This is a genomic window from Curvibacter cyanobacteriorum (assembly GCF_028649475.1).
GTDB classification, from domain to species: Bacteria; Pseudomonadota; Gammaproteobacteria; order Burkholderiales; family Burkholderiaceae_C; genus Curvibacter; species Curvibacter cyanobacteriorum.
Genome location: NZ_JAQSIP010000010.1, coordinates 127,247 through 147,610, shown reverse-complemented (window position 1 = coordinate 147,610; position 20,364 = coordinate 127,247). Strand labels below are relative to the sequence as shown.

General features: G+C 68.8%; 17 protein-coding genes. 6 read left to right on the top strand and 11 right to left on the bottom strand.

Going from position 1 to position 20,364, the window contains the following annotated elements; genetic code table 11:
• The first annotated feature begins 59 nt into the window (after positions 1-59).
• The 3 genes from PSQ40_RS18470 (at position 60) to PSQ40_RS18460 (ending at position 3,606) form a co-directional block, all read left to right on the top strand.
• On the top strand, positions 60-1,682 hold the full coding sequence (locus tag PSQ40_RS18470; RefSeq protein ID WP_273953359.1) for a gamma-glutamyltransferase family protein: 1,623 nt from the start codon (positions 60-62) through the stop codon (positions 1,680-1,682).
• 59 nt (positions 1,683-1,741) lie between these two features.
• Positions 1,742-2,677 (top strand): DMT family transporter, encoded by a 936-nt coding sequence (locus PSQ40_RS18465; protein WP_273953358.1) that lies wholly within the window; start codon positions 1,742-1,744, stop codon positions 2,675-2,677.
• A 122-nt stretch (positions 2,678-2,799) separates the two neighbouring features.
• Positions 2,800-3,606 (top strand): SDR family oxidoreductase, encoded by an 807-nt coding sequence (locus PSQ40_RS18460; protein ID WP_273953357.1) that lies wholly within the window; start codon positions 2,800-2,802, stop codon positions 3,604-3,606.
• A gap of 39 nt (positions 3,607-3,645) precedes the next feature.
• Here PSQ40_RS18460 and PSQ40_RS18455 read toward each other — a convergent pair whose 3' ends face one another.
• Entirely contained in the window at positions 3,646-4,545 is a 900-nt protein-coding gene (locus PSQ40_RS18455; RefSeq protein WP_273953356.1) for a DMT family transporter, read from the bottom strand.
• 178 nt (positions 4,546-4,723) lie between these two features.
• Between PSQ40_RS18455 and PSQ40_RS18450 the strand changes: the two genes are divergently transcribed.
• Both PSQ40_RS18450 and PSQ40_RS18445 read left to right on the top strand, forming a co-directional pair.
• Positions 4,724-5,707 (top strand): quinone oxidoreductase family protein, encoded by a 984-nt coding sequence (locus PSQ40_RS18450; RefSeq protein WP_273953355.1) that lies wholly within the window; start codon positions 4,724-4,726, stop codon positions 5,705-5,707.
• On the top strand, positions 5,704-6,507 hold the full coding sequence (locus PSQ40_RS18445) for an NUDIX hydrolase (RefSeq protein WP_273953354.1): 804 nt from the start codon (positions 5,704-5,706) through the stop codon (positions 6,505-6,507). The genes PSQ40_RS18450 and PSQ40_RS18445 overlap by 4 nt, the downstream gene beginning before the upstream one ends.
• A gap of 57 nt (positions 6,508-6,564) precedes the next feature.
• On the opposite strand, the gene PSQ40_RS18440 is transcribed toward PSQ40_RS18445, so the two are convergent.
• Entirely contained in the window at positions 6,565-7,473 is a 909-nt protein-coding gene (locus PSQ40_RS18440; protein ID WP_273953353.1) for a LysR family transcriptional regulator, read from the bottom strand.
• A gap of 112 nt (positions 7,474-7,585) precedes the next feature.
• Here PSQ40_RS18440 and PSQ40_RS18435 point away from each other — a divergent pair, with 112 nt between their 5' ends.
• Positions 7,586-8,572: a bile acid:sodium symporter family protein gene (locus PSQ40_RS18435; protein ID WP_273953352.1), complete on the top strand. Its 987-nt coding sequence runs from the start codon at positions 7,586-7,588 to the stop codon at positions 8,570-8,572.
• 28 nt (positions 8,573-8,600) lie between these two features.
• On the opposite strand, the gene PSQ40_RS18430 is transcribed toward PSQ40_RS18435, so the two are convergent.
• From PSQ40_RS18430 to PSQ40_RS18390, 9 genes are all read right to left on the bottom strand, one after another.
• Complete coding sequence (locus PSQ40_RS18430) at positions 8,601-10,262, bottom strand: Na/Pi cotransporter family protein (RefSeq protein WP_273953351.1); 1,662 nt, start codon at positions 10,260-10,262, stop codon at positions 8,601-8,603.
• Positions 10,263-10,506: 244 nt separating this feature from the next.
• Complete coding sequence (locus PSQ40_RS18425) at positions 10,507-12,144, bottom strand: inorganic phosphate transporter (RefSeq protein WP_273953350.1); 1,638 nt, start codon at positions 12,142-12,144, stop codon at positions 10,507-10,509.
• Positions 12,137-13,402 (bottom strand): acetate/propionate family kinase, encoded by a 1,266-nt coding sequence (locus PSQ40_RS18420; protein WP_273953349.1) that lies wholly within the window; start codon positions 13,400-13,402, stop codon positions 12,137-12,139. The genes PSQ40_RS18425 and PSQ40_RS18420 overlap by 8 nt, the downstream gene beginning before the upstream one ends.
• Positions 13,403-13,404: 2 nt before the next feature.
• The gene (locus PSQ40_RS18415; protein WP_273953348.1) at positions 13,405-14,397 is read right to left on the bottom strand and encodes a bifunctional enoyl-CoA hydratase/phosphate acetyltransferase; all 993 of its coding nucleotides are present in this window, start codon (positions 14,395-14,397) and stop codon (positions 13,405-13,407) included.
• Between the two features lie 257 nt (positions 14,398-14,654).
• Positions 14,655-16,583 carry a DUF3141 domain-containing protein gene (locus PSQ40_RS18410; protein WP_273953347.1) on the bottom strand — a complete coding sequence of 643 codons (1,929 nt, stop codon included), beginning with the start codon at positions 16,581-16,583 and terminating at the stop codon, positions 14,655-14,657.
• Between the two features lie 202 nt (positions 16,584-16,785).
• Positions 16,786-17,610, bottom strand: a complete 825-nt coding sequence (locus PSQ40_RS18405) for a phosphodiesterase (RefSeq protein WP_273953346.1) — start codon at positions 17,608-17,610, stop codon at positions 16,786-16,788.
• A 28-nt stretch (positions 17,611-17,638) separates the two neighbouring features.
• Positions 17,639-18,700 (bottom strand): ABC transporter ATP-binding protein, encoded by a 1,062-nt coding sequence (locus PSQ40_RS18400; RefSeq protein ID WP_273953345.1) that lies wholly within the window; start codon positions 18,698-18,700, stop codon positions 17,639-17,641.
• Complete coding sequence (locus PSQ40_RS18395) at positions 18,690-19,487, bottom strand: ABC transporter permease (protein WP_273953344.1); 798 nt, start codon at positions 19,485-19,487, stop codon at positions 18,690-18,692. Before PSQ40_RS18395 ends, PSQ40_RS18400 begins: the two co-directional genes overlap by 11 nt.
• Before the next feature lie 13 nt (positions 19,488-19,500).
• On the bottom strand, positions 19,501-20,346 hold the full coding sequence (locus tag PSQ40_RS18390) for an ABC transporter permease (protein ID WP_273953343.1): 846 nt from the start codon (positions 20,344-20,346) through the stop codon (positions 19,501-19,503).
• Positions 20,347-20,364: the final 18 nt, after the last annotated feature.

The following is a 20,364-nucleotide window of genomic DNA, read 5'->3' as shown; positions in this document are numbered from 1 at the left end:
CAGGGCCCGTGGCGGCCCCGGGGCGCTCTGCGCAACCCCCAACTTCCTGGTGTGACTTCATGAACTTCGACTACGCCAACCCCTACCTCAGCACCCGACTGCCGGTCTTTGCCCGCAATGTGGTGTCCACCTCGCACCCGCTGGCCGCCCAGGCCGGCCTGCGCATGCTGTGGAAGGGCGGCAACGCGGTGGATGCCGCCGTGGCGGCCGCCGCCGCCATGACCATCGTCGAGCCGGTCAGCAACGGCCTGGGCAGCGACGCGTTCTGCATCCTGTGGGACGGCAAGGAGCTGCATGGCCTCAACGCCTCGGGTCGCGCACCGCAGACCTGGACGCCCGATTACTTCAAGCGCAAGTACGGCGCCGACGCCAAGAACCCGCCCAAGCGCGGCTTTGACGCCGTCACCGTGCCGGGCGCCGTCAGCAGCTGGGTCGCCCTGAGCGAGCGTTTTGGCAAGCTGCCCTTCGCCGACCTCATGGAGCCCGCGATCGAGATCGCCGAGCGCGGCTACCTGCTGCCCACGGTGGTGCAGCAGAAATGGGCCGCCGCCACCGACGAGTTGCGCGGTCTGCCGGGCTTTGCCGACGCCTTCCTGCCCTGGGGCCGGGCGCCCAAGGTCGGTGAGCTGTTCCAGTTCCAGTCGGCGGCCCGCGGTCTGCGCGCCATCGCCAACACCCGCGGCGCGGCCTTCTATGGCGGCGAGATCGCCCAGGCCATCGAGCGCTTCTCGGCCCAGCACGGCGGCACGGTCACCGCGCGTGACTTTGAAGACTACCGCCCCGAATGGGTCAAACCGCTGGGCAAGAACTACCGCGGCTACACCCTGCACGAGATCCCGCCCAACGGCCAGGGCATTGCCGCGCTGATCGCGCTGGGCATCCTGCAAAACTTCGACATCGGTTCGCTGCCGGTCGATGGCATCGATTCGCAGCACTTGCAGATCGAGGCCATGAAGCTGGCCTTCGCCGACGTCTACCGCTACGTGGCCGAGCCCTCGTCGATGGAAGTCACGCCTGAGCAGATGCTCGACGACGCCTACCTGGCCTCGCGTGCCAAGCTCATCGACATGAAGAAAGCGCAGGACTTTGGCGCCGGCAACCCGGTCAAGGGCGGCACCATCTACCTGACGGCGGCCGATGAGAACGGCATGATGGTCAGCTTCATCCAGAGCAACTACATGGGCTTCGGCTCGGGCTGCGTCGAGCCGCAATTCGGCATCAGCCTGCAAAACCGCGGCCATGGCTTCAGCCTGGATGCTGGCGCCCTGAACCCGGCCAACCTGGTGGCCCCGGGCAAGCGGCCTTTCCACACCATCATCCCGGCCTTCCTGACCAAGGACGGCCAGCCGGTCATGAGCTACGGCGTGATGGGCGCCAACATGCAGCCGCAAGGCCACATGCAGACCCTGGTGCGCATGCTCGACTACGGCCAGAACCCGCAGGCGGCTTGCGATGCCCCGCGCTGGCGCTACAACGCTGGGCTGGAGATCAACGTCGAGTCCGCCCTGCGCAGCGACACCGTGCAAGGCCTGGCCGAGCGCGGCCATGTGATGGAGGTCATCAACGACTCCTACCAGGACTTTGGCGCAGGCCAGTTCATCTGGCGCGCGGGCGACCCGAAGGTCGAAGGCTATGTGGTCGCCAGCGACCCGCGCCGCGACGGCCTGGCCGCCGGCTTCTGAGCCTTTTCAACCTGGTCCCTGGGCCTGCCTGAGGGCGGGCCCCAGAAAGCGGTTTTCTTTTGTCTTCCTCCTCAGCGCCCGCTTCGGGCGACGCCTCCCGCCAGTTTGCCTTCGGGCTGGTGCTGGCCACCGTGGGCGCCATCGCCTTCAGCGGCAAGGCCATCATCGTCAAGCTGGCTTATCGCTACGGGGTCGATGCGGTCACGCTCATCATGTACCGCATGTTGTTCGCCCTGCCCATCTTCCTGGGCATGGCCTGGTGGGGCACCTACCGCCAGGGCACGCAGCGCCCCAGCCCCCTGACCCGGCGCGACTGGCTGGGCATTGGCGGTCTGGGCGTCAGCGGCTACTACCTGGCCAGCTTTCTGGACTTTGCCGGGCTGGCTTACATCAGTGCCAGCCTGGAGCGCCTGATCCTGTACCTCAACCCGACCCTGGTGCTGTTGCTGGGGCGCGTGCTCTATGGCAAGGCCATCAGCTGGCGCCAATTGGCGGGCATGGCGGTCAGCTACAGCGGGGTCTTGCTGGTGTTTGGCCATGAGATCCAGTTGCAGGGCGGCCAGGCCGCCTGGGGTACCTTGCTGGTGTTCCTGAGCGCGGTCAGCTACGCGCTGTACCTGGTCTACAGCGGTGAGATGGTGCAGCGCCTCGGTTCCTTGCGCCTGGTCGGTCTGGCCACCTCGGTGGCTTGCCTGTGCTGTTTGCTGCAGTTTGTGCTGCTGCGCCCGATGTCGGCCGCCGCGGTGGCCCCCGAGGTGCTGTGGCTGTCGGTGCTCAACGCCACGCTGTGCACGGCCGTGCCGGTGCTGATCGTGATGATGGCGATCGAGCGCATCGGTGCCAGCCTGACCGCGCAAACCGGCATGGTGGGCCCCATGTCCACCATCCTGATGGGGGTGCTGATCCTGGGCGAGCCGTTCACCGCCTGGGTGGCGGTGGGCTCGGTGCTGGTGCTGGCGGGCATTTTCATCTTCACTCGCGGAGGCCGGCGCTGAGCCCGTGCGGGCCTTAACCCGCAGGCCCCAACGTGCTCTGGCGGGGCCACAGCGCGCGGCGCGGCGCGACCGTATCATCAGCGCCCATCGAATCAACCGTTAGAACCAACAGGAGCATCAGCATGGATTTGGGCATTGCAGGCAAGTGGGCCTTGGTGTGTGGCGCCAGCAAGGGTTTGGGCTTTGGCTGCGCCCAGGCGCTGGTACGCGAGGGCGTCAACGTGGTCATCGGCGCGCGCGGTCCCGAGGCCTTGCAGGCCGCGGCCGAGCGCCTGTTGGCCGACCCGCTGCGCCCGGCCGGTGCGCAGGTGCTGGCGGTGGCCGGTGACGTGACCACCGAAGCCGGGCGGGCTGCGCTGTTCGCGGTGCCTGGTGGTCCCGGCGTCAACTTCGACATCGTGGTCACCAACGCCGGGGGCCCGCCGCCCGGTGACTTCCGTGACTGGGACCGCGAGGCCTGGATCAAGGCGCTGGACGCCAACATGCTGACGCCGATCGAGCTGATCAAGGCCACCATCGACGGCATGGCCGAGCGGGGCTTTGGCCGCATCGTCAACATCACCTCGAGCTCGGTCAAGTCGCCCATCGACATCCTGGGCCTGAGCAACGGCGCACGCAGCGGCCTGACGGGATTTGTGGCCGGTGTGGCGCGCAGCTCGATCGCCGCCAAGGGCGTGACCCTCAACAACCTGCTGCCCGGCAAGTTCGACACCGACCGCATTGCCACCACCCTGGCCGCGGCTTCCAAGAAAACCGGTCAAAGCGTGGAGGCCATCCGCGCCAGCCAGCAGGCGCAAATCCCCGCCGGTCGTTATGGCCGCCCGGATGAGTTTGGCGCCATCTGTGCCTTCCTGTGCAGCACCCACGCGGCCTACCTGACGGGGCAGAACATCCTGCCCGACGGCGGTGCCTACCCAGGCACCTATTAAGGCGCCCGGCCCGACCCCGGCCGCCCCGGCGCAGCGCCCTCAGCGCTGCGCCGACACCATGATGCCCGCCACGATCAGCGCGAACGCGAGCGCGTGGAACAGCTGCGGGTGCTCGCCCAGGAACAGGGTGGACATCAGGGCCGCAAACAGCGGGGTCAGGTTGATGAAAAAGCCCGCCATCGCGGGGCCGGCGCGCTGCACCCCGGCACCCCAGCAGCGGTAGGCCAGCAGCGCCGGGCCCAGCGCAATGAAGGCCAGCGCGGCCAGCAGGGTGGGGCCCCACACGATGTGGGCCGAGGTCAGGGCCCATTCGCCCCCCGCCGACAGGCCCGACCACCCGAGGCCGAACACCATCTGTGCCATCAGGAACTGCGCCCAGTCACCGCGCACGCCCTCGGGTTCGCGCGTGCGCACCAGCAGCCAGCTGTAGAAGGCCCAGGCCATCGAGGCCAGCAAAATGAAGATGTCGCCAGGCACCAGCTTGAAGGCCATCAACTGGGCCCACTCGCCCCGGCTCAACACCAGCAGCACCCCCAGGATGGACAGCAGGGCGCCCAGCAGTTGGCGCCGCGCCACCGGGGCGCCAAAAAACAGCGCGCCCACGGTCAGCATCCAGACCGGCATGCTCGAGCCCACCAGCGTCACGTTGATGGGTGTCGAGGTCTGCAGGGCCAGGTACTGCAGCGCGTTGTAGCAGCCCACGCCCAGCAGGCCCAACACCGCATAGCGGCGCCAGTGGGCCCACAGCGGGCTGCTTTTCTTGAGCACCGGGGCGGCCAGCGGCAGCAGCAGCACGAAGGCGATCACCCAGCGCAGGAAGTTCAAAGTCATCGGGGGCACGAGCTCGTGCACCACGCGGCCCACCACGGCGTTGCCAGCCCACAGCAAGGGGGGCAGGGTGAGCAGCGTGATGGTGGAAGGAGTCAGTCGGTTGGCCATGGCTGCGCACTGTACAGGCTGGGCGGCGCGCGCGCGGTCGGCTGACTGCAAGCGCCTGCAATTCGTGGCACCATCGGGGCCGTCTTGCGCCGTGGCGCTGTGTGCGGCGCCGCCTCGCTTCAGGTGTTCTGGAGCGGGCCCTGACGCCTTTCACAGAACCCGAACCCGGAGACCCGAGATGACCCGAGCCGTACGCATTGACCAGCATGGTGGCCCCGAAGAACTGAAGATCGTGGACGTTCAAGTGGGCGACCCCGGCCCGGGCGAGGTGCGCATCCGCCACCATGCCATCGGCCTGAACTTCATCGACGTCTACCAGCGCAGCGGCCTGTACCCGTTTGCCATGCCCCTGCACCTGGGCATGGAAGGCGCGGGCGTGATCGAAGCGGTGGGCGAGGGGGTCACTCACCTGCGCGTCGGTGACCGCGCGGCCTACGCCAGTCAGCCCCCGGGCAGCTACTGCGAGGTGCGGGTCATGCCGGCCAAGTGCGTCTGCGTGCTGCCCGACGGCATCTCGTTCGAGACCGGCGCCGCCATGATGCTCAAGGGCCTGACCGCGCAGTACCTGCTCAAGAAAACCTTGCCGGTCGAAGGCCTGCAAGCCGGTGACCATGTCCTGTTCCACGCGGCCGCGGGCGGTGTCGGCCTGATTGCCTGCCAATGGGCCAAGGCCCTGGGCCTGCAGTTGATCGGCACCGCAGGCTCGGACGCCAAGTGCGCCCTGGCACTGGCCAATGGCGCGGCCCATGCCATCAATTACAGCCGCGAAGACTTTGCCGCCCGCGTCAAGGACATCACCGGTGGCCGCGGCGTCAAGGTGGTCTACGACTCGGTGGGCAAGGACACCTGGGACAAGTCGCTCGACTGCCTGCGCCCGTTTGGCCTGATGGCCAGCTTTGGCAACGCCTCGGGCCCGGTGCCGCCGTTTGCGCCGGGCAGCCTGGGCAACAAGGGCTCGCTGTACGTCACCCGCCAGACCCTGTTCACCCACATCGCCACCCGCGAAAGCACCCAGGCCATGGCCGACGACCTGTTCAAGGTGGTGCTCAGCGGTGAGGTGAAGATCCACATCGAGCAGCGCTTCAAGCTCGAGGACGTGCAGGCCGCCCACCGCGCGCTCGAAGCCCGTCAGACCACTGGCTGCACCATCCTCACGCTGTGAGAACCCCGGCCTGGCTGACCCGGGCCCGCGCGGCGGCCCAACAGGCGCCGCGCCAACCCCGCCTGCCGGTGCAGGTGGCGGGCCTGACCATTGGCTCGGTCGAAGACGAGGTGCTGACCTTTGTCGCCGACCTCGCGCCCCACTTGCCGCTGCAACGTGAAGACACGCCGCGCGGCCCGGTCTGGCAGCTGGACTGTGCCCCCGAGGACATCACCAGCAGCCTCAACGAATTGGCCCTGGCCTTGCGGGACGCCCAGCTGTGCGGCCCCTGGCGCGACGAGCAGCTCGGGGTGCTGGGACCGGCGGCGCGGCGCCTGGGCACCATCGAGCGGGGGGCCGTGCGCGTGCTGGGCCTGGCCACCCAGGCCGTGCACCTGGTGGGTTGGGCGCCCGATGGCCGCATGTGGGTGCAACAGCGCGCGCTGAACAAGCCCAATGACCCCGGCCTGTGGGACACCCTGATGGGCGGCATGGTGTCGGCCGAGGACGATGTCTCGCAGGCGCTGGCGCGTGAAACCTGGGAGGAGGCCGGTCTGCGCCTCGACCAGCTCAGCGACCTGGTGCATGGCGGGCATGTCAACTTTCGCCGCCCCAGCACCGAGGCAGGGGGGGCAGGTTACATGATCGAGCGCATCGACTGGTACCAGGCCACCCTGCCCGAGGGCGTGCAGCCCAGCAACCAGGACGGCGAGGTGGCGCAGTTTGAGCTGGTGAGCCGCGAAGACCTGCTGGCCCGCCTGAAGGCCGGGCAATTCACGCTCGAAGCCAGCCTGATCGCCGCCGAGGCCCTGGGCCTCTGAGCCGCTGCGGCCACCGCTGCCGCTGCCGCGTCGGCGGCCCGACTGGTGGCGTCGGCCTCAGCCTTGCAGCACCGGTTGACGCTGGTGTGCCACCTCGCGGATCAGCGCCCAGGCCGCCTCGGCCAGCGGGCTCAGCGCGCGGTTCTTGCGGTGCACCAGCATGATGTTGCGGTCCACCCGCGGCCACAGCGAGCGCACCACCAGCCCCGGCAGGCCGCTCGGGGGCAGGGCCAGCGTGGGCACCACCGACAGGCCCAGCCCTGCCTCGACCATGCGGAAGATGGTGGTCGGGTGGCCGACATCGTGGGCGTTGTCGCAGTGCACGCCCTGGCTGTCCAGCGCGCGGTCGATCAGGCGGCGGCTGCCCGAGGCGTAGTCCAGCAGCACCAGTGACTGACCCGCGAGGTCGGTCCACGCCACCTGCCGGGCCTGGGCCAAGGGGTGCCCCGGCAGGCAGACCAGGCAGAAGGGCTCGGACAGGATGGCCTCGCTGTGCAGGTCGTCGCGCTCGCCGGGGTCGATCACCACGCCAAAGTCCACCTCGCCCGAACACACGCTGTCCAGCACGTCGTGCTGGATGCGGTCCAGCATCACCAGTTGCAGGCCCGGCAGGCGGTGGCGGCACTGGGCAATGCACTCGGGCATCAGGTTGGCGGACAGGGTGGGGCTGCTGGCCACACGCACCCGGCCGCGGCGCTCGGTGGCCATGCCCTGCACGTCCTGCAGCGCGCTGTCCAGGTCCTCCAGCACCTGGCCCAGGCGCGCGGCCAGGCGCCGGCCGGCCTCGGTCAGCTCGACCTCGCGCGTGGTGCGGTTCAGCAGCTTCAGGCCCAGCTGCCCCTCCAGCTCGGTGATGCAGCGGCTCACTGCGGGCTGGGTCAGCCCGATCAGGGCCCCACTGCGGCTGAAGTTGCGGGTGGCGGCCACCGACTGGAAGACCTGGAGCTGGCGCAGGGTGACATTCATGAGTCGGCATGATAAATCCATCAGTGAAATGCATTTCACTTTTGAATCGCGCTCAGGCTTAATCGCAGCCCTGGGTTCGGCATGGCGCGGAACCCACCTGTTTGGAGGCCGCATGGCGCGTTCCCGTTTTCTCCCTGACAACTACACCTTCGCGATCCTGGGCACCGTGGTGCTGGCCAGCGTGCTGCCGGCCTCGGGCGCGGTGGCGCAGGGTTTCGAGTGGCTCACCGTGGGCGCGGTCAGCCTGTTGTTCTTTCTGCATGGCGCCAAGCTGTCACGCGAGGCGGTGCTGAGCGGCCTGGGCCACTGGCGCCTGCACCTGCTGGTGGTGGCCAGCACCTTTGTGCTGTTCCCGCTGCTGGGCTGGGCCTTGCGCCCGGTGCTTGAACCCCTGGTCACGCCCGACCTGTACCTGGGCGTGCTGTTCCTGTGCGCGCTGCCCGCCACGGTGCAGTCGGCGATTGCCTTCACGGCCATGGCGCGCGGCAACATGCCTGCTGCGGTGTGCAGTGCCTCGGCCTCGACGCTGATGGGCATCTTCATCACCCCGGTGCTGGTGGGCCTGCTGCTGCAGCGCCACGCGGCCGGGGGCGACCCGCTGCTGGCCATCGGCAAGATCATGTTGCAACTGCTGCTGCCCTTTGTCATGGGCCACCTGATGCGCCCCTGGATCGGTGATGTCGTCAAGCGCCGTGCCTCGGTGCTCAAGCTGGTGGACCAGGGCTCGATCTTGCTGGTGGTCTACACCGCCTTCAGTGCGGCCGTGATCCAGGGCCTGTGGAAGGACATGCCGCTGCCGTCGCTGTTGGGCCTGCTGCTGGTGTGCGCGGTGATCCTCGCGCTGGCCCTGGTCAGCACCACCTGGCTGGCGCGGCGCCTGGGCTTCTCGAAGGAGGACGAGATCACCATCGTTTTCTGTGGCTCCAAGAAGAGCCTGGCCAGCGGCGTGCCGATGGCCAAGGTCCTGTTTGCCTCCAGCGCGGTGGGCGCCATCGTCCTGCCCCTGATGCTGTTCCACCAGATGCAGTTGATGGTCTGCGCCGTGCTGGCCCAGCGCTACGCCGCGCGGGCCCAGGCCCAGTTGCCCGCAGGCGACTGAACAACACGCCGGCGCGCCGCCCCGGGCTTCAGACCGGGGGCGTGTCTGAACTCACCGGGCGCAGCCGGTTGGGCGCCAAGGCGCCAGCCGAGTCCAGGATCGGGTAGGCGATCGAGCAGATGTGCGAGTTGATGCGCTTGAGGTCGCTGATCAGGTCGATGTGCAGCGAGCTGGTTTCGATGCTGGGCATGCTCTGCTCGCTGAGGCGGCCCAGGTGGGTGTGCGCATAGGCGCGTTCCAGGTCACGGAAGCGGGCCTTTTCTTCGAGCAGCTTCTGTGCGTCGCGCAGCTTGCCATTGAGGAACACGCTCATGCCCAGGCGCAGGTTGTCGAGCAGGCGCTCGTGCAGTTCGGTGATCTCGGCCAACCCGGCGTCTGAGAAGGCCACGCCCTTGCGGATCTTCTTGTCTTCGATGTCCAGCAGCACGCGCTCGACGATGTCACCGATCTGTTCCATGTTGATGGTGAAGCTGATGATGTCGGTCCAGCGCCGGCTTTCCTCCTCGCCCAGGGCCTCGCGGGAGATCTTGGTCAGGTAGTACTTGATGGCCGAGTAGAGCTGGTCCACCTCGTCGTCGCGCTGGCGCAACTCGCGTGAGAGCTCGAGGTCGTTGTGGCGCAGCACGTCGATCACGCCCCGCAGCATGGTCTCCACCACATCGGCCTGGTGCAGGGCCTCCCGGGCCGCACACGAAATCGCCAGTGCCGGGGTCGACAGGGCCGAGGGGTCCAGGTGCTGCGGGCGCTGGGTCTTGGGGTTGGCCTCCTGGGTGTGCAGCAGGCGCGTCACGGCCTGGGCCACCCACTGGGTGAAGCCGATGAAGCCCACGCTGATGATCAGGTTGAAGCCCAGGTGAAACAGCACCACCCCCTCGCTGGCGCCAGGCATGTGGGGCTGCAGGTGGCGGATCCACAGCCCAACGAACGGCGCCATCAGCAGCACGCCCAGCGCCTTGAACACCAGGTTGCCCAGCGTCACCTGGCGCACGGCGATGGCCGAGCGCGCGGTGGTCAGCACCGCCAGCAGGCCGCTGCCCAGGTTGGCCCCGAGCACCAGGCCCAGCGCCACGTCCATGGCCACCACATGCGAGGCCGCCATGGCGGCGATCAGCAGCACGATGGCGAGGCTGGAGTACGCCAGCACCGCGAGCACCGCGCCAAGGGTGATTTCGAGCAGGATGTCGCTGGTCACCGAGTCCAGCATGGCCTTGATGACCGGCGAGGCCAGCATGGGGCCGCTGGCCTGCACCACCATCTCCAGGGCCATCAGCATCAGCCCCAGCCCGATCAGCACGCGCCCCACGCGCCCCGCTGTGTTGGCCTGGCGCGAGAGGAACAGCACCACGCCGACAAAGATGAACAGCGGCGACAGCCAAGACAGGTCGATCGAGAACAGCACCGACATCAAGGCGGTGCCGATGTCGGCGCCGCGCATCACGGCCAGTGCCGCGGGCAGCGTGATCAGGCCCTGGCCCACGAAGGACGAGGTCATCAGCGAGGTGGCCGTGCTCGACTGCACCAGGGCGGTGACCCCGATGCCGGCCAGCGCGGCGCTGAAGCGGTTGCTCAGGTTGTGTGCCAGCAGGCGACGCAGGTTGGCGCCGAACACCCGCAGCACCCCGGTGCGCACCAGGTGGGTGCCCCAGACCAGCAAGGCCACGGCGGCCAACAAATTCAACAAGTGCTTCATGAACCCAGGCTTCTTCTTTGGTGGCCAGGCACACCACGCGCCTGGCGGGGCGACCCGCCGCCCCAGGGCGCCGGGTTTCGCTCAGCAAGCGAATGAGCATACGCCGGTTCTGGCGGGCTGGCACAGAAGCGGGTGCCCGTCAGGTGGGGCCGCGCGCGCTTTGCCGGGCCGGTAGGTCACCCCAGCGCCAGGGCCGGGGCCAGGCCGACTGGGCGCGCACGCCGGGGCGCGCTGGGCCCTCGCGTCAGAACCAGTGTGCGAACAGGGTGTAAAGCCCGCCCGACAGGGCCACCGCCGCAGGCAGCGTCAGCAACCAGGCCATCAGCAGGTGGCGCAAGGTGGCCCATTGCAGGCCGCTGTGGTTGGCCAGCATGGCCCCGGCCACCCCGGACGACAGCACATGGGTGGTGGACACCGGCAGACCATACAGGTCGGCTGCCCCGATGGTCAGCATGGCGGTGAGTTCGGCGCTGGCCCCTTGGGCGTAGCTCATGTGGGTGCGGCCGATCTTCTCGCCCACCGTCACCACGATGCGGCGCCAGCCGACCATCGTGCCCAGACCCAAAGCGATGGCCACTGCCACCTTGACCCACACCGGGATGAACTGGGTGGCGAGGTCGATTTCGCGTTTGAACTGGTCAAGCTGACGCCGGATGTCGGGCGCCAGTTGGACCTGCGGGTCTTTCTTCAGCAGCCGGATGGTTTCAGACAGCAGGTACATGTCGTTGCGCACATTGGGCACCTGGGCATGGGGCACGTCAGCCAGGCTGGCGTGCGCCTTGATCTGCCGCCCGATGTCGCCGCTCAGCGAGCCCAGCGCGCGGTTCAACTCGGGCGTGGCCTGGTGGGTGCGCACGTAGGTGCTGAGCACCTGGCGCGCCTCGGGGGCCGGCAAGGCGGGCCCCGGCTGCGGCTCTTGGGCCAGCAAGGCCTGCTGGCTGACCTGGGCCACCGACGCGAAGCGCAGCACGGTGTCGGCGGGCATGCTGCGGTTGAGCGCATAGGTGATGGGCACGGTGCCCACCAGGATCAGCATGATCAGGCCCATGCCTTTCTGGCCGTCGTTGGAGCCATGCGCGAACGACACCCCGGTGCAGGTCAGCACCAGCAGGCCGCGAATCCAGAACGGCGGCGGTCGTTGGCCTTGGGGTTCGTCATAGAGCGCGCGGTTCTTGACCCACCGGCGCAGTGCCAGGAACAGCAGCGCGGTGCAGCCAAACCCCACCAGCGGCGACAGCAGCAGCGCGTAACCGACCTTCAGCAGCTGGTGCAGGTCCACGCCACTGGCCCCGTCGCGGCCGTGCAGCCAGGCATTGGCCAGCCCCACCCCCAGGATGGACCCGATCAGGGTGTGCGAAGACGACGCGGGCAGCCCCAGCCACCAGGTGCCGAGGTTCCACAGGATGGCCGCGATCAGCAGCGCAAAGACCATCGCAAAGCCTGCGCTCGAGCCCACCTGCAGGATCAGCTCCACGGGCAGCAGCGAGATGATGCCGAAGGCCACCGCCCCACTGGCACTGAGCACCCCCAAAAAGTTGAACAGGCCCGACCACATGACCGCCACATTGGGCGGCAGGGCGTGGGTGTAGATGACCGTGGCCACTGCGTTGGCGGTGTCGTGAAAGCCATTCACGAACTCAAAGCCGAGGGCGATCAGCAGGGCCAAACCCAGCAGCAGGTAGGGCTGCCAGGGCATGCTCCCCGCCGCACCGCTGCGCTGCATGTCCTGCATCACGCTGTAGCCGCTGAACAGCAGGCCGCCCAGCAGCAGGGTCCAGAACAGCAGGTGCGTGCCACGCCCGGCTGGCGCGTGCGGCCGGGGCTTGTGGACCCCCAGTGGGGCGATGCTGGGGGCGATGGGGACTTGGGGGGTGTCAAGCATGGGGAGCCTCCTGGGGGGCGGCGCTGGGCGGGGGGGCGAGGGGCGGTGAAGCCGCGGCGGGGCGGGGCTGGCCGGGCGTGGCGTCCGGCATCAACAGGCGGCGTGCGTGGACGGCCATCATGCCGTCCTCGTCGGTGGGGATGACCCGCACCGCGATGCGGCTGGACGGGGCGCTGATGCAGGGGGCGTTGTGCTGGTTGGCCGCGTCGTCGAGCTCGATGCCCAGCCAACCCAGCCGTTGGCAGACCTCGGCCCGGACCAGGGCCGAGTGCTCGCCGATGCCGGCGCTGAAAACCAGCGCGTCCAGCCCGCCCAGCACCGCGGCGTAGGCGCCCACGTACTTGCACACGGCGTAGACGAAAGCGTCGATGGCTTGCCGCGACGCCGCGTGGCTGGCGCAGTGCGCCTCGAGCACCCGCAGGTCGCTGCTGAGCCCCGACACCCCGAGCAGGCCCGACTGCTTGAACAGCAGGTCCGACAGCGCGTCGAGTGTGAAGCGTTGGTGGTGCAGCAGGTACAGCACGCCCTCCACCGGCACATCGCCGCAGCGGGTCGCCATGGGCAGGCCGCTCAAGGCGCCAAAGCCCATGCTGGTGTCCACGCTCTGCCCGTCCAGCAGGGCGCAGGCCGAGGCGCCGCCGCCCAGGTGCAGGGCGACGACGCGGCGCTCCTGCGGCCAGTGCTGTTGCAGTTGCTGGCTCAGGTACTCGTAGGAGATGCCATGAAAGCCCCAGTGCCGGAGACCGGCCGCCTGCAAGGCGGGCGCCACCGCGTACTGCTGGGCCACTGCGGGCATGTGGCGGTGAAAGGCGGTGTCAAAGCAGGCGATCTGGCGCCACTGGGGGTGGGCCTGCATCAGCGCCCGGGCCGCGCCCACGTTCATGGGCTGGTGTGACGGCTCGAGGGGGCACAGGCCCTCAAGGTAGTCCAGCACCGCCTCGTCGAGCACGACCGGGGCGTCAAAGCGCGCGCCGCCATGCACCATGCGGTGCGCTGCGGCGGTGATCTCGAGCGTCGGAAACTGACGCTGCAGCCAGCCCAGCACCTGCTGCAGGGCCTGCGCGTGGTCCAGGGGGGCCGGATCGGTCCAGCCCGCCGGGTGCAGCGCCTGGCCGTCGGCGCCCCGGGCCTCGAAGGTGGGGTGGGCCAGCAGGTCCTGCACCTGACCGCTGCAGCACAGCGTCAATTCAGACCCCAGGTGGTAGACCGCGAACTTCAGGCTGGTCGAACCGGCGTTGATGCACATCACAGCGGCCATGGTCAGACCCCCTGGGGCGTTGAGGAGGCCACGGGGCCCCCGGCCTGATGCTGCGCCAACAGGGCCGCCAGGGCCGTGGACAGCAGACGCGACGGTGCGTGGTCGGCCCGGCTGGTGAGGATCAGCGGCACGCGGGCCCCGAGCACCAGGCCCGCGGTCACCCCGGCGCCCATGAAGCTCCAGACCTTGTAGACCAGGTTGCCGGCCTCGATGTCGGGCACCAGCAGGATGTCGGCCTGGCCCGCCACGGGCGAATCGATTTGCTTGCTGCGGGCCGCCTCGGGGCTGATGGCCGCGTCCAGGTCGAGCGGGCCGTCCACCAGGGCGCCCACGATCTGGCGGCGGTCCGCCATCTTGGCCAGCAAGGCCCCATCCAGGGTGGCTGGCATGTGGGGGTTGACCAGCTCCACCGCCGCCAGCACAGCCACCTTGGGCTGGCGCACCCCGAGCGCGATCGCCAAGTCGATCGCGTTCTGGCAGATTTCGCGCTTTTGGTCGGTGCTGGGCGCGATGTTGAGCGCCGCGTCGCTGAGGAACAGCGGGCGTGTGAAGCCCGGCAGGAGGCCCACCGCGCAGTGGCTTAGCAGGCGGCCGGTGAGCAGCTGGTGCTCGTGCTGCAGGATGGCATGCAGGAACACATCGCTGTGCAGGCTGCCCTTCATGAGGGCCTGCACCTGGCCCAGGCCGGCGTCCTGGGCCGCCCTTTGGGCTGCGCTTTCGGCGCTGTTGGCCGCCACCAAGCGGCAGCCACTGAGGTCGAGCTGTTCGGCCTGGGCGATTTGCTGCAGCTGCGGGAGCGGGCCATAGAGCACGGGCTGGATCAGCCGCCGCTCGGCGGCCTCCAGGGCGCCGCGCAGAGCGTCGCCGCTGCAGGGGTAGACCACGCCGGTGATCAAGGGGGGCAGGGCGCTGCAGCGGTCGAGCAGTTGCTGCACTTGGGCGCAGACCCCTTCATCGGCGCTGAAGACGGCGTGGGGTTCGGGGTGTTGGGGCATCTGAAAACCTCTCGGCCGGGGCCGGTGGGGTGAAAAAGGGCTCAACGACGAGGTGAGCTAAAAGGTGAGCGAAAAGGAGAGCGATGGGGGCCTGCCGGCGCGCCCCGAACGGGCTGCCGCAGGCTGGCACGGGCTGACCTGGGCTGACCTGGGCTGACCTGGGCTGGGGCCGGTGGCCTCCGAACCGGGTGGCGCGTCGGCGCGCCCGGCGCGGGCCATGCTGCGGTCCCGCCCCCGGGCAGGGGCGGGGCCAGGGCTCAGCGCCGGGGCTTTCGCGCAGGGCGCTGGCTGGGCACGCTGTGGCGCGCGGTTTGAGGGTGGCGCGCCGCGGCTTGGGCGGGCTGGGCGGTGGCCGTGGTGGGGGCCACGGTCGGTGTGGCGGGGGCGGCAGGTGATTTGGCCGGCGTGGCCTGGGGGTGCAGGCGCGGGTCGGGTGACGTGTCGGGGTGGACCCCCAGCCAGGTTTGCAGCCAAGGGGCGCCGAAGACCTGGAAGAAGGTTTTCTCGACCCCCTCGTCGCGCACCTTCTGGAACTGCTGCAGGCTCTGGATGATGTGCGCCGAGGCCTGGGTCTGTGCCACCCAGAACGGGTTGTCCGGGGCCACCGGCTGCCGCCGCTGGCGCACCTCGTCGGCCCACGGCGCCAGGGCTTTGATCCAGGGGTTGGTGGCTTCGGCAAACAGCGAATAGCTGAGGCGCAGCGGGTTCAGCTCGCGCAGGGCGCGGGCGCTCTGGGGCGTGATCCAGGGGCCCTGCCAGGCCCGCAGGGCGGGCTGCACCCAGGTCTGGTAGGCCTTCAGATTGCGCTGGGACAGGGCGTCGACGGCGGCAAAAGCGGCTTGCTCCTGCGGCGTGTTGCGGCCGAACTGCTCGAGGTCGGCCAGCGTGCGCGGCTCGAAGCGGCTTTGCCAGGCGTGCACACCGAACGGGTCGGCTTCGGGGGGGGCGGCTTCATCCGCTGCGGTCCTGGGCTCGATCACCAACTCGTACAAGCCGGGGGCGAGTTGTGCGATCTGGTCCAGGTTCGACAGGATTTCCTCGTCCTCTTTGCGCGCCACCTGGCTCGACACAAAAAGCCCCAGGTGCCCGACGTGGGGGTTGACGCAGTAAACCACGGTTTGCCCGGCGGCCTGCAGGTCCTCGGTGCGGGGGTACAGGTCCAGCACCCAGCCCAGGGTTTGGGCCGGCGGGCTGATGTTGTCGCCCCGCGAGGTGAAGACCACGATCGGGGTTTTGATTTGGCGCAGGTCAAATACCTGCCCGTCCGCGCTGGTCAATTGGTTTTGCGTGAGTTTGTCGCCAACGAACAGCTCATTCACCAGGTAATTCATGGTTGGGCCGTTCAGGACAATGAAATCGCCCCACCAGCGTTCAAATTGAAGGTAACGCTCGGCCTCGGTATCGACCTGGGCATACACATTGAACTGTTTGCTCCACAGCCAATTGGCGGGGTTCAGGTTGTCGAAATTGAGCACCAGCCAGGCGCCGTCGAATTCATTGGCATGGAGGTCGCTGGTCAGGGCCGCCAGCCAGCTGCCCCCAAGCAAGCCACCGCTGTAGCGCATCGGGTTCACCGGGTCGGCGCCGCGTTGGCCTTGCCAGTAGGACATGGGCGAGCCCGCCAGCAGGCACAGGCCATACAACTCGGGTCGCAGTACGGCCCCCATCAGGCTTTGGTAGCCGGCCTGGCAATTGCCGATCACCAGGGGGCGAGGCGCATCGGGGTGGCGCGCCACCACGGCGTCGACCAAGCGCACCTGGCCTGCCACCACATCGGGAAAGGTTTCGTTGGCCACCGGGGTGGTGCTGAAGGCGATGAAGTAAACCGGGTGCCCGGCGTTGAGGGCCTCGCCGACTTCGCTTTGCTGTTTGAAGCCCCCGATGCCCGGGCTTTGTCCGGCCCTGGGGTCGACCACGATCACCGGGCGACCCTGGGCTTGGATCACGGTGCCGGCAGGTGGCAGGATGCGCAGCAGGGCGTAACTGATGGGGCGCTCGAAGGTCTGGCCGTCGAGGATCAGTTCGCTCGCGTAATCCAGCACCTGGCTGTGTGGGTTTTCGCTGCTGATTCTTTGTTGATTGCCGCGGCGGCGCAAAACATCCAGAAACAAAATGCTGCGCTGCAGGGCGTCGAGCAGAAAGGCCTGGTATTCGCCGAGGGTGGGGTTTTGGATGGTTTGTGGCATGAAACGACCTCCTGGTAAAGTCGTTTCATTCTTTGGTTGGGGCTTGACTTTAACGTGACAAGGCTTGATTTATCTTGTAATAGATTAATTCATTTGAATCCTGATTGGGTATTTTGAAATATCCATCGAGATTCAGTGAATTAAATCAATTAAATGATTTTGAATGTGAATCTCGGGGGGCCCCAGCCCCCAGGCCAGCGGCTCAGTCGATCAAGCCGCCTTCGTCGTGGAAGGGGTAGGGCCCGGGCCACTGGCCACACAGGGCCAGGTGGCTGACCAGGGGGCCCTGATCGGGCAGTGCGTGCAGAGCGTAGGCGGGGGGCTCCAGGGTCCAGGCCGAGGCCGCGTCGGGCGCCAGGTCCAGGCAGACCTGGTGCGCCGGCGAGGGCACCGTCATGGCCAGCGTGCCGCCAAAGCGCACCTGGATGCTGCGGTGCAGGTGGCCGCACAGCACCCGTTCCACCTGGGGGTGTTGGCGCAGCAGGGCCTCAAGCTCCGGGCCGCCGCGGCGCAGGCCGATGGCGTCCATGTGGCCGATCAGGGTGGCGAACGGCGGGTGGTGCATGGCGATCAGCACCGGGCGCTGGCGCTGGCGCTCCAATTCGGCGGCCAGCCAGGCCAGGCGCTCATCGCACAGGCTGCCGTGGGGTTCGCCTGGCACCACGGTGTCCAGCACGATGAGCTGCAGGTCGCCCACGGGCACGCTGTACTGCACAAAGCCCTCGCGGCCCAGCCAGGGCATGTCCGGGAAGCTGGCTCGCAGTTGCTGGCGCTCGTCGTGGTTGCCGGGCAGCAGGTAGACCGGCTGGCGCAAGGGGGCCAGCAGGTCGCGCAGCTGGGCGTACTCGGCGGCCCGACCAAAGTCGGTCAGGTCGCCGGTGATCAGCACCGCATCGGGGGTTTGGCGCGCGTGCTGCAGGTGCTGCACCGCTTGGCGCAGGTAGTAGGACGTGTCGAGGCGGCCATAGGCCAGGCGGCCGGGCTCGCGGATGTGCAGGTCAGACAGGTGGGCCAGCAAGGTGTTCATGGTTGCTCCGGGTGGAGGGGGCGGGGCATCAGGCGGCCAGCGCATCGCCGGGCATCAGGCACTGCGGTGCCACGCGCAGGCCGACGCGGTCGCCGGGGCGGGCGGGGTGGTCGCGCGGCACCTCCACCGCCAGCGGTGATTGTTGCGCCACCTGCAGGGTCAGCTGCACGCGCTCGCCCAGAAAGCGTCTTTGCAGCACCTCGCCCTGGGCCAGTTCGGGCTGCAGGGCGGTCAGTTCGATGTCCTCGGGGCGCAGCAGCAGGGTGTGCTGGTCGCGCCACAGCGGCGGGCAGGGCAGCTCGATGCCGCCCAGGCGCAGCACATGGCGCTGGCGCGCGTCTTCGTCGCGTTGCAGCTGGTTGACCCGGCCCAGGAAGGTGGCCACAAAAGGGTGTTCGGGGCGGCGGTACAGCGCCTCGCCCGGGCCCACCTGCACGATGCGTCCGGCGTGCATGACGGCCAGCCGGTCGGCGATGGCCAGCGCTTCCTGCTGGTCGTGGGTGACGTGCACGGCGGTGATGCGCAGGCGGCGCAGCCAGTCGGCCAGCTCGTCGCGCAGGGCTTCCTTGAGCTTGGCGTCCAGTGCGGCCAGTGGTTCGTCGAGCAGCAGCACGCGCGGGCGCACCGCCACTGCGCGCGCCAGGGCCACGCGCTGGCGCTGGCCGCCCGACAGCTCGGCCGGGCGCCGGTGCTCGAGGCCGTGCAGGCGCATCAGCTCGACCAGCTCACCGACCACGCGCTCGGTCTCGGCGCGCGGCGTGCCACGGATGCGCAGGCCATAGCCAATGTTGGCGGCCACCGACAGGTGCGGAAACAGGGCGTAGTGCTGGAACACCATGCCGACGCCCCGTTGCTCGATCGGCAGCTGGGTCACGTCGGTGTCGCCGAAGCGCAGCAGGCTGCCGGCGTCGGGGGTTTCCAGGCCCGCGATCAGGCGCAGCAGCGTGGTCTTGCCGCAGCCCGAGGGGCCCAGCAAGGCCAGCACCTCGCCGGGCTCGATGTGCAGGGTGGTGGGCTGCAGGGCCTGGGTGCCGTCAGGGTAGGTCTTGGCGCACTGGACGATGTCCACGCGGGTGCTTTCAGTTTCCATGGTGTTTTTCAATCAGGTGTCCCAGGCCTTGCAGGGCCCAGAGCACGGGCAGGATGACGAGCAAGAAAATCAGGGTGTAGGCCGACCCCACTTCGAGGCGCATCGAGGCGTAGCTGTCGGCCAGGCCCACCGGCAGGGTGCGGGTCAGCGGGGTGTGCAGCATCCAGGTGAGGTTGAATTCACCCACCGACAGCGTGAACACCATCAGGCAACCGGCCACGATGGCGGGCAGCACCGCAGGCAACAGCACGCCGACAAAGCGCTGCACGAAGTTGGCCCCCAGCGAGCGCGCGGCCTCCTCAAGCGACACCAGCGAGGCGTGTTGCAGGGCTGCGCTCACGGTGCGCACCATGAAGGGCAGGGTGAAGACCAGGTGCCCCACCAGCACCAGCGCAAAGCTCTGGCGAAAGCCCTGCAGGCTGCCGTAGGTGAGGATCAGCGCCAGCGCGGAGGCCAGGCCCGGCACGGCCACGGGCAGGGTCAGCAGCTCTTCAAACAGGCGCGCCCAGCGCGAGCGGCTGCGGGCCAGCGCATAGGCGCAGGGCAAGCCCAGCAGCAGGTTGCCCAGCACGCAGGCCAGGGCCAGCAGCAGCGAGGCGCTGACGGTGCTGCCGTAGTGGGACCAGACTTCGAGCAGCCAGCGGGTGGTGAGGCCGCTTTTCAGGCCGGCGCTGTAGTTGACCACCAGGCCGGCCAGCACCGACAGGGCCAGCGGGGTCAGCATGAACAAGGCCACCAGCGCGGTCAGCGCCAGCAGCAAGGGGGGCGGGGTGTGGGCAGATCGCATGGCAAAGCGGTTCTCAAACCCCGGCGGCCGATTTGGCGAGCGGTGTGGGCGCACTGGCGCCCAGCCAGCGCGCTGCCATCAGCGCGAGCCAGGTGATCAGGCCCAGCGCCATCGACAGGCTGGCGGCCAGGGCGAAGTTGGCGTAGTTGGTGAACTCGTTGTAGATCGTGATGGGCAGCACCTCATAGCGGCTGGCCAGCGTGAACGCGGTGCCAAAGGCCCCCATGGCGGTGGCAAAGACCATCGCGGCACAGCTGCCGGTGGTGGGCAGCAGGCCTGGCCACCAGACGTCGCGGGCCACTTGCCAGCGGTTGGCGCCCAGCGAGCGAGCGGCCTCTTCGAGGGCGCTGTCCAGGGCCTCGGCGGCCGCGGTGTAGCTGGCGATGGCGCGCGGCAGCGAGAAATACAGGTAGCCCAGGAACAGGCCACCCAGGCCGTAGGCGAAGGTCAGCCGACCCGCGCCCAGCGCGCTGCTGAGGTCGGCCACCAGGCCTTGGCGCCCGCCCAGCAGGATCACAAAGAAGCCGATGATCACGCCCGGGAAGGACAGCGGCAGCGTCATCAGCGACAGCAGCAGGGCGCGGCCCCGGAAGCGCCGCCGGGCCAGCGTCAGCCCGACGACCGCGCCCAGCACCAGGGTGGCCGCGGTCACCCCGGCCGACAGGGCCAGGGTCTGCAGCAGGCTCTTGAGGTAGCGCGCTTCGGTCAGCACCGCGAAGTAGGTGCAGCCCCCCTGGCTGGCTGGCAGCATCAGCAACTGCCCCACGGGCAGCAACCAGAAGGCCGCGAAGAAGACCAGCGCCGGCAGGGCGCAGGCCAGGCGCAGGGCGCGCGGTGACAGGGGGGGCAGCCAGGCCATGGCAGGGCTCCGTGCGGG

What these genes read in the sequence shown, in the direction of transcription:
- PSQ40_RS18470 (WP_273953359.1), top strand. Translation starts at nt 60, where the DNA reads ATGAACTTCGACTACGCCAACCCCTACCTCAGCACCCGACTGCCGGTC.
- PSQ40_RS18460 (WP_273953357.1), top strand. Translation starts at nt 2,800, where the DNA reads ATGGATTTGGGCATTGCAGGCAAGTGGGCCTTGGTGTGTGGCGCCAGC.
- PSQ40_RS18455 (WP_273953356.1), bottom strand. Translation starts at nt 4,545, where the DNA reads ATGGCCAACCGACTGACTCCTTCCACCATCACGCTGCTCACCCTGCCC.
- PSQ40_RS18450 (WP_273953355.1), top strand. Translation starts at nt 4,724, where the DNA reads ATGACCCGAGCCGTACGCATTGACCAGCATGGTGGCCCCGAAGAACTG.
- PSQ40_RS18440 (WP_273953353.1), bottom strand. Translation starts at nt 7,473, where the DNA reads ATGAATGTCACCCTGCGCCAGCTCCAGGTCTTCCAGTCGGTGGCCGCC.
- PSQ40_RS18435 (WP_273953352.1), top strand. Translation starts at nt 7,586, where the DNA reads ATGGCGCGTTCCCGTTTTCTCCCTGACAACTACACCTTCGCGATCCTG.
- PSQ40_RS18430 (WP_273953351.1), bottom strand. Translation starts at nt 10,262, where the DNA reads ATGAAGCACTTGTTGAATTTGTTGGCCGCCGTGGCCTTGCTGGTCTGG.
- PSQ40_RS18425 (WP_273953350.1), bottom strand. Translation starts at nt 12,144, where the DNA reads ATGCTTGACACCCCCCAAGTCCCCATCGCCCCCAGCATCGCCCCACTG.
- PSQ40_RS18420 (WP_273953349.1), bottom strand. Translation starts at nt 13,402, where the DNA reads ATGGCCGCTGTGATGTGCATCAACGCCGGTTCGACCAGCCTGAAGTTC.
- PSQ40_RS18415 (WP_273953348.1), bottom strand. Translation starts at nt 14,397, where the DNA reads ATGCCCCAACACCCCGAACCCCACGCCGTCTTCAGCGCCGATGAAGGG.
- PSQ40_RS18410 (WP_273953347.1), bottom strand. Translation starts at nt 16,583, where the DNA reads ATGCCACAAACCATCCAAAACCCCACCCTCGGCGAATACCAGGCCTTT.
- PSQ40_RS18405 (WP_273953346.1), bottom strand. Translation starts at nt 17,610, where the DNA reads ATGAACACCTTGCTGGCCCACCTGTCTGACCTGCACATCCGCGAGCCC.
- PSQ40_RS18400 (WP_273953345.1), bottom strand. Translation starts at nt 18,700, where the DNA reads ATGGAAACTGAAAGCACCCGCGTGGACATCGTCCAGTGCGCCAAGACC.
- PSQ40_RS18395 (WP_273953344.1), bottom strand. Translation starts at nt 19,487, where the DNA reads ATGCGATCTGCCCACACCCCGCCCCCCTTGCTGCTGGCGCTGACCGCG.
- PSQ40_RS18390 (WP_273953343.1), bottom strand. Translation starts at nt 20,346, where the DNA reads ATGGCCTGGCTGCCCCCCCTGTCACCGCGCGCCCTGCGCCTGGCCTGC.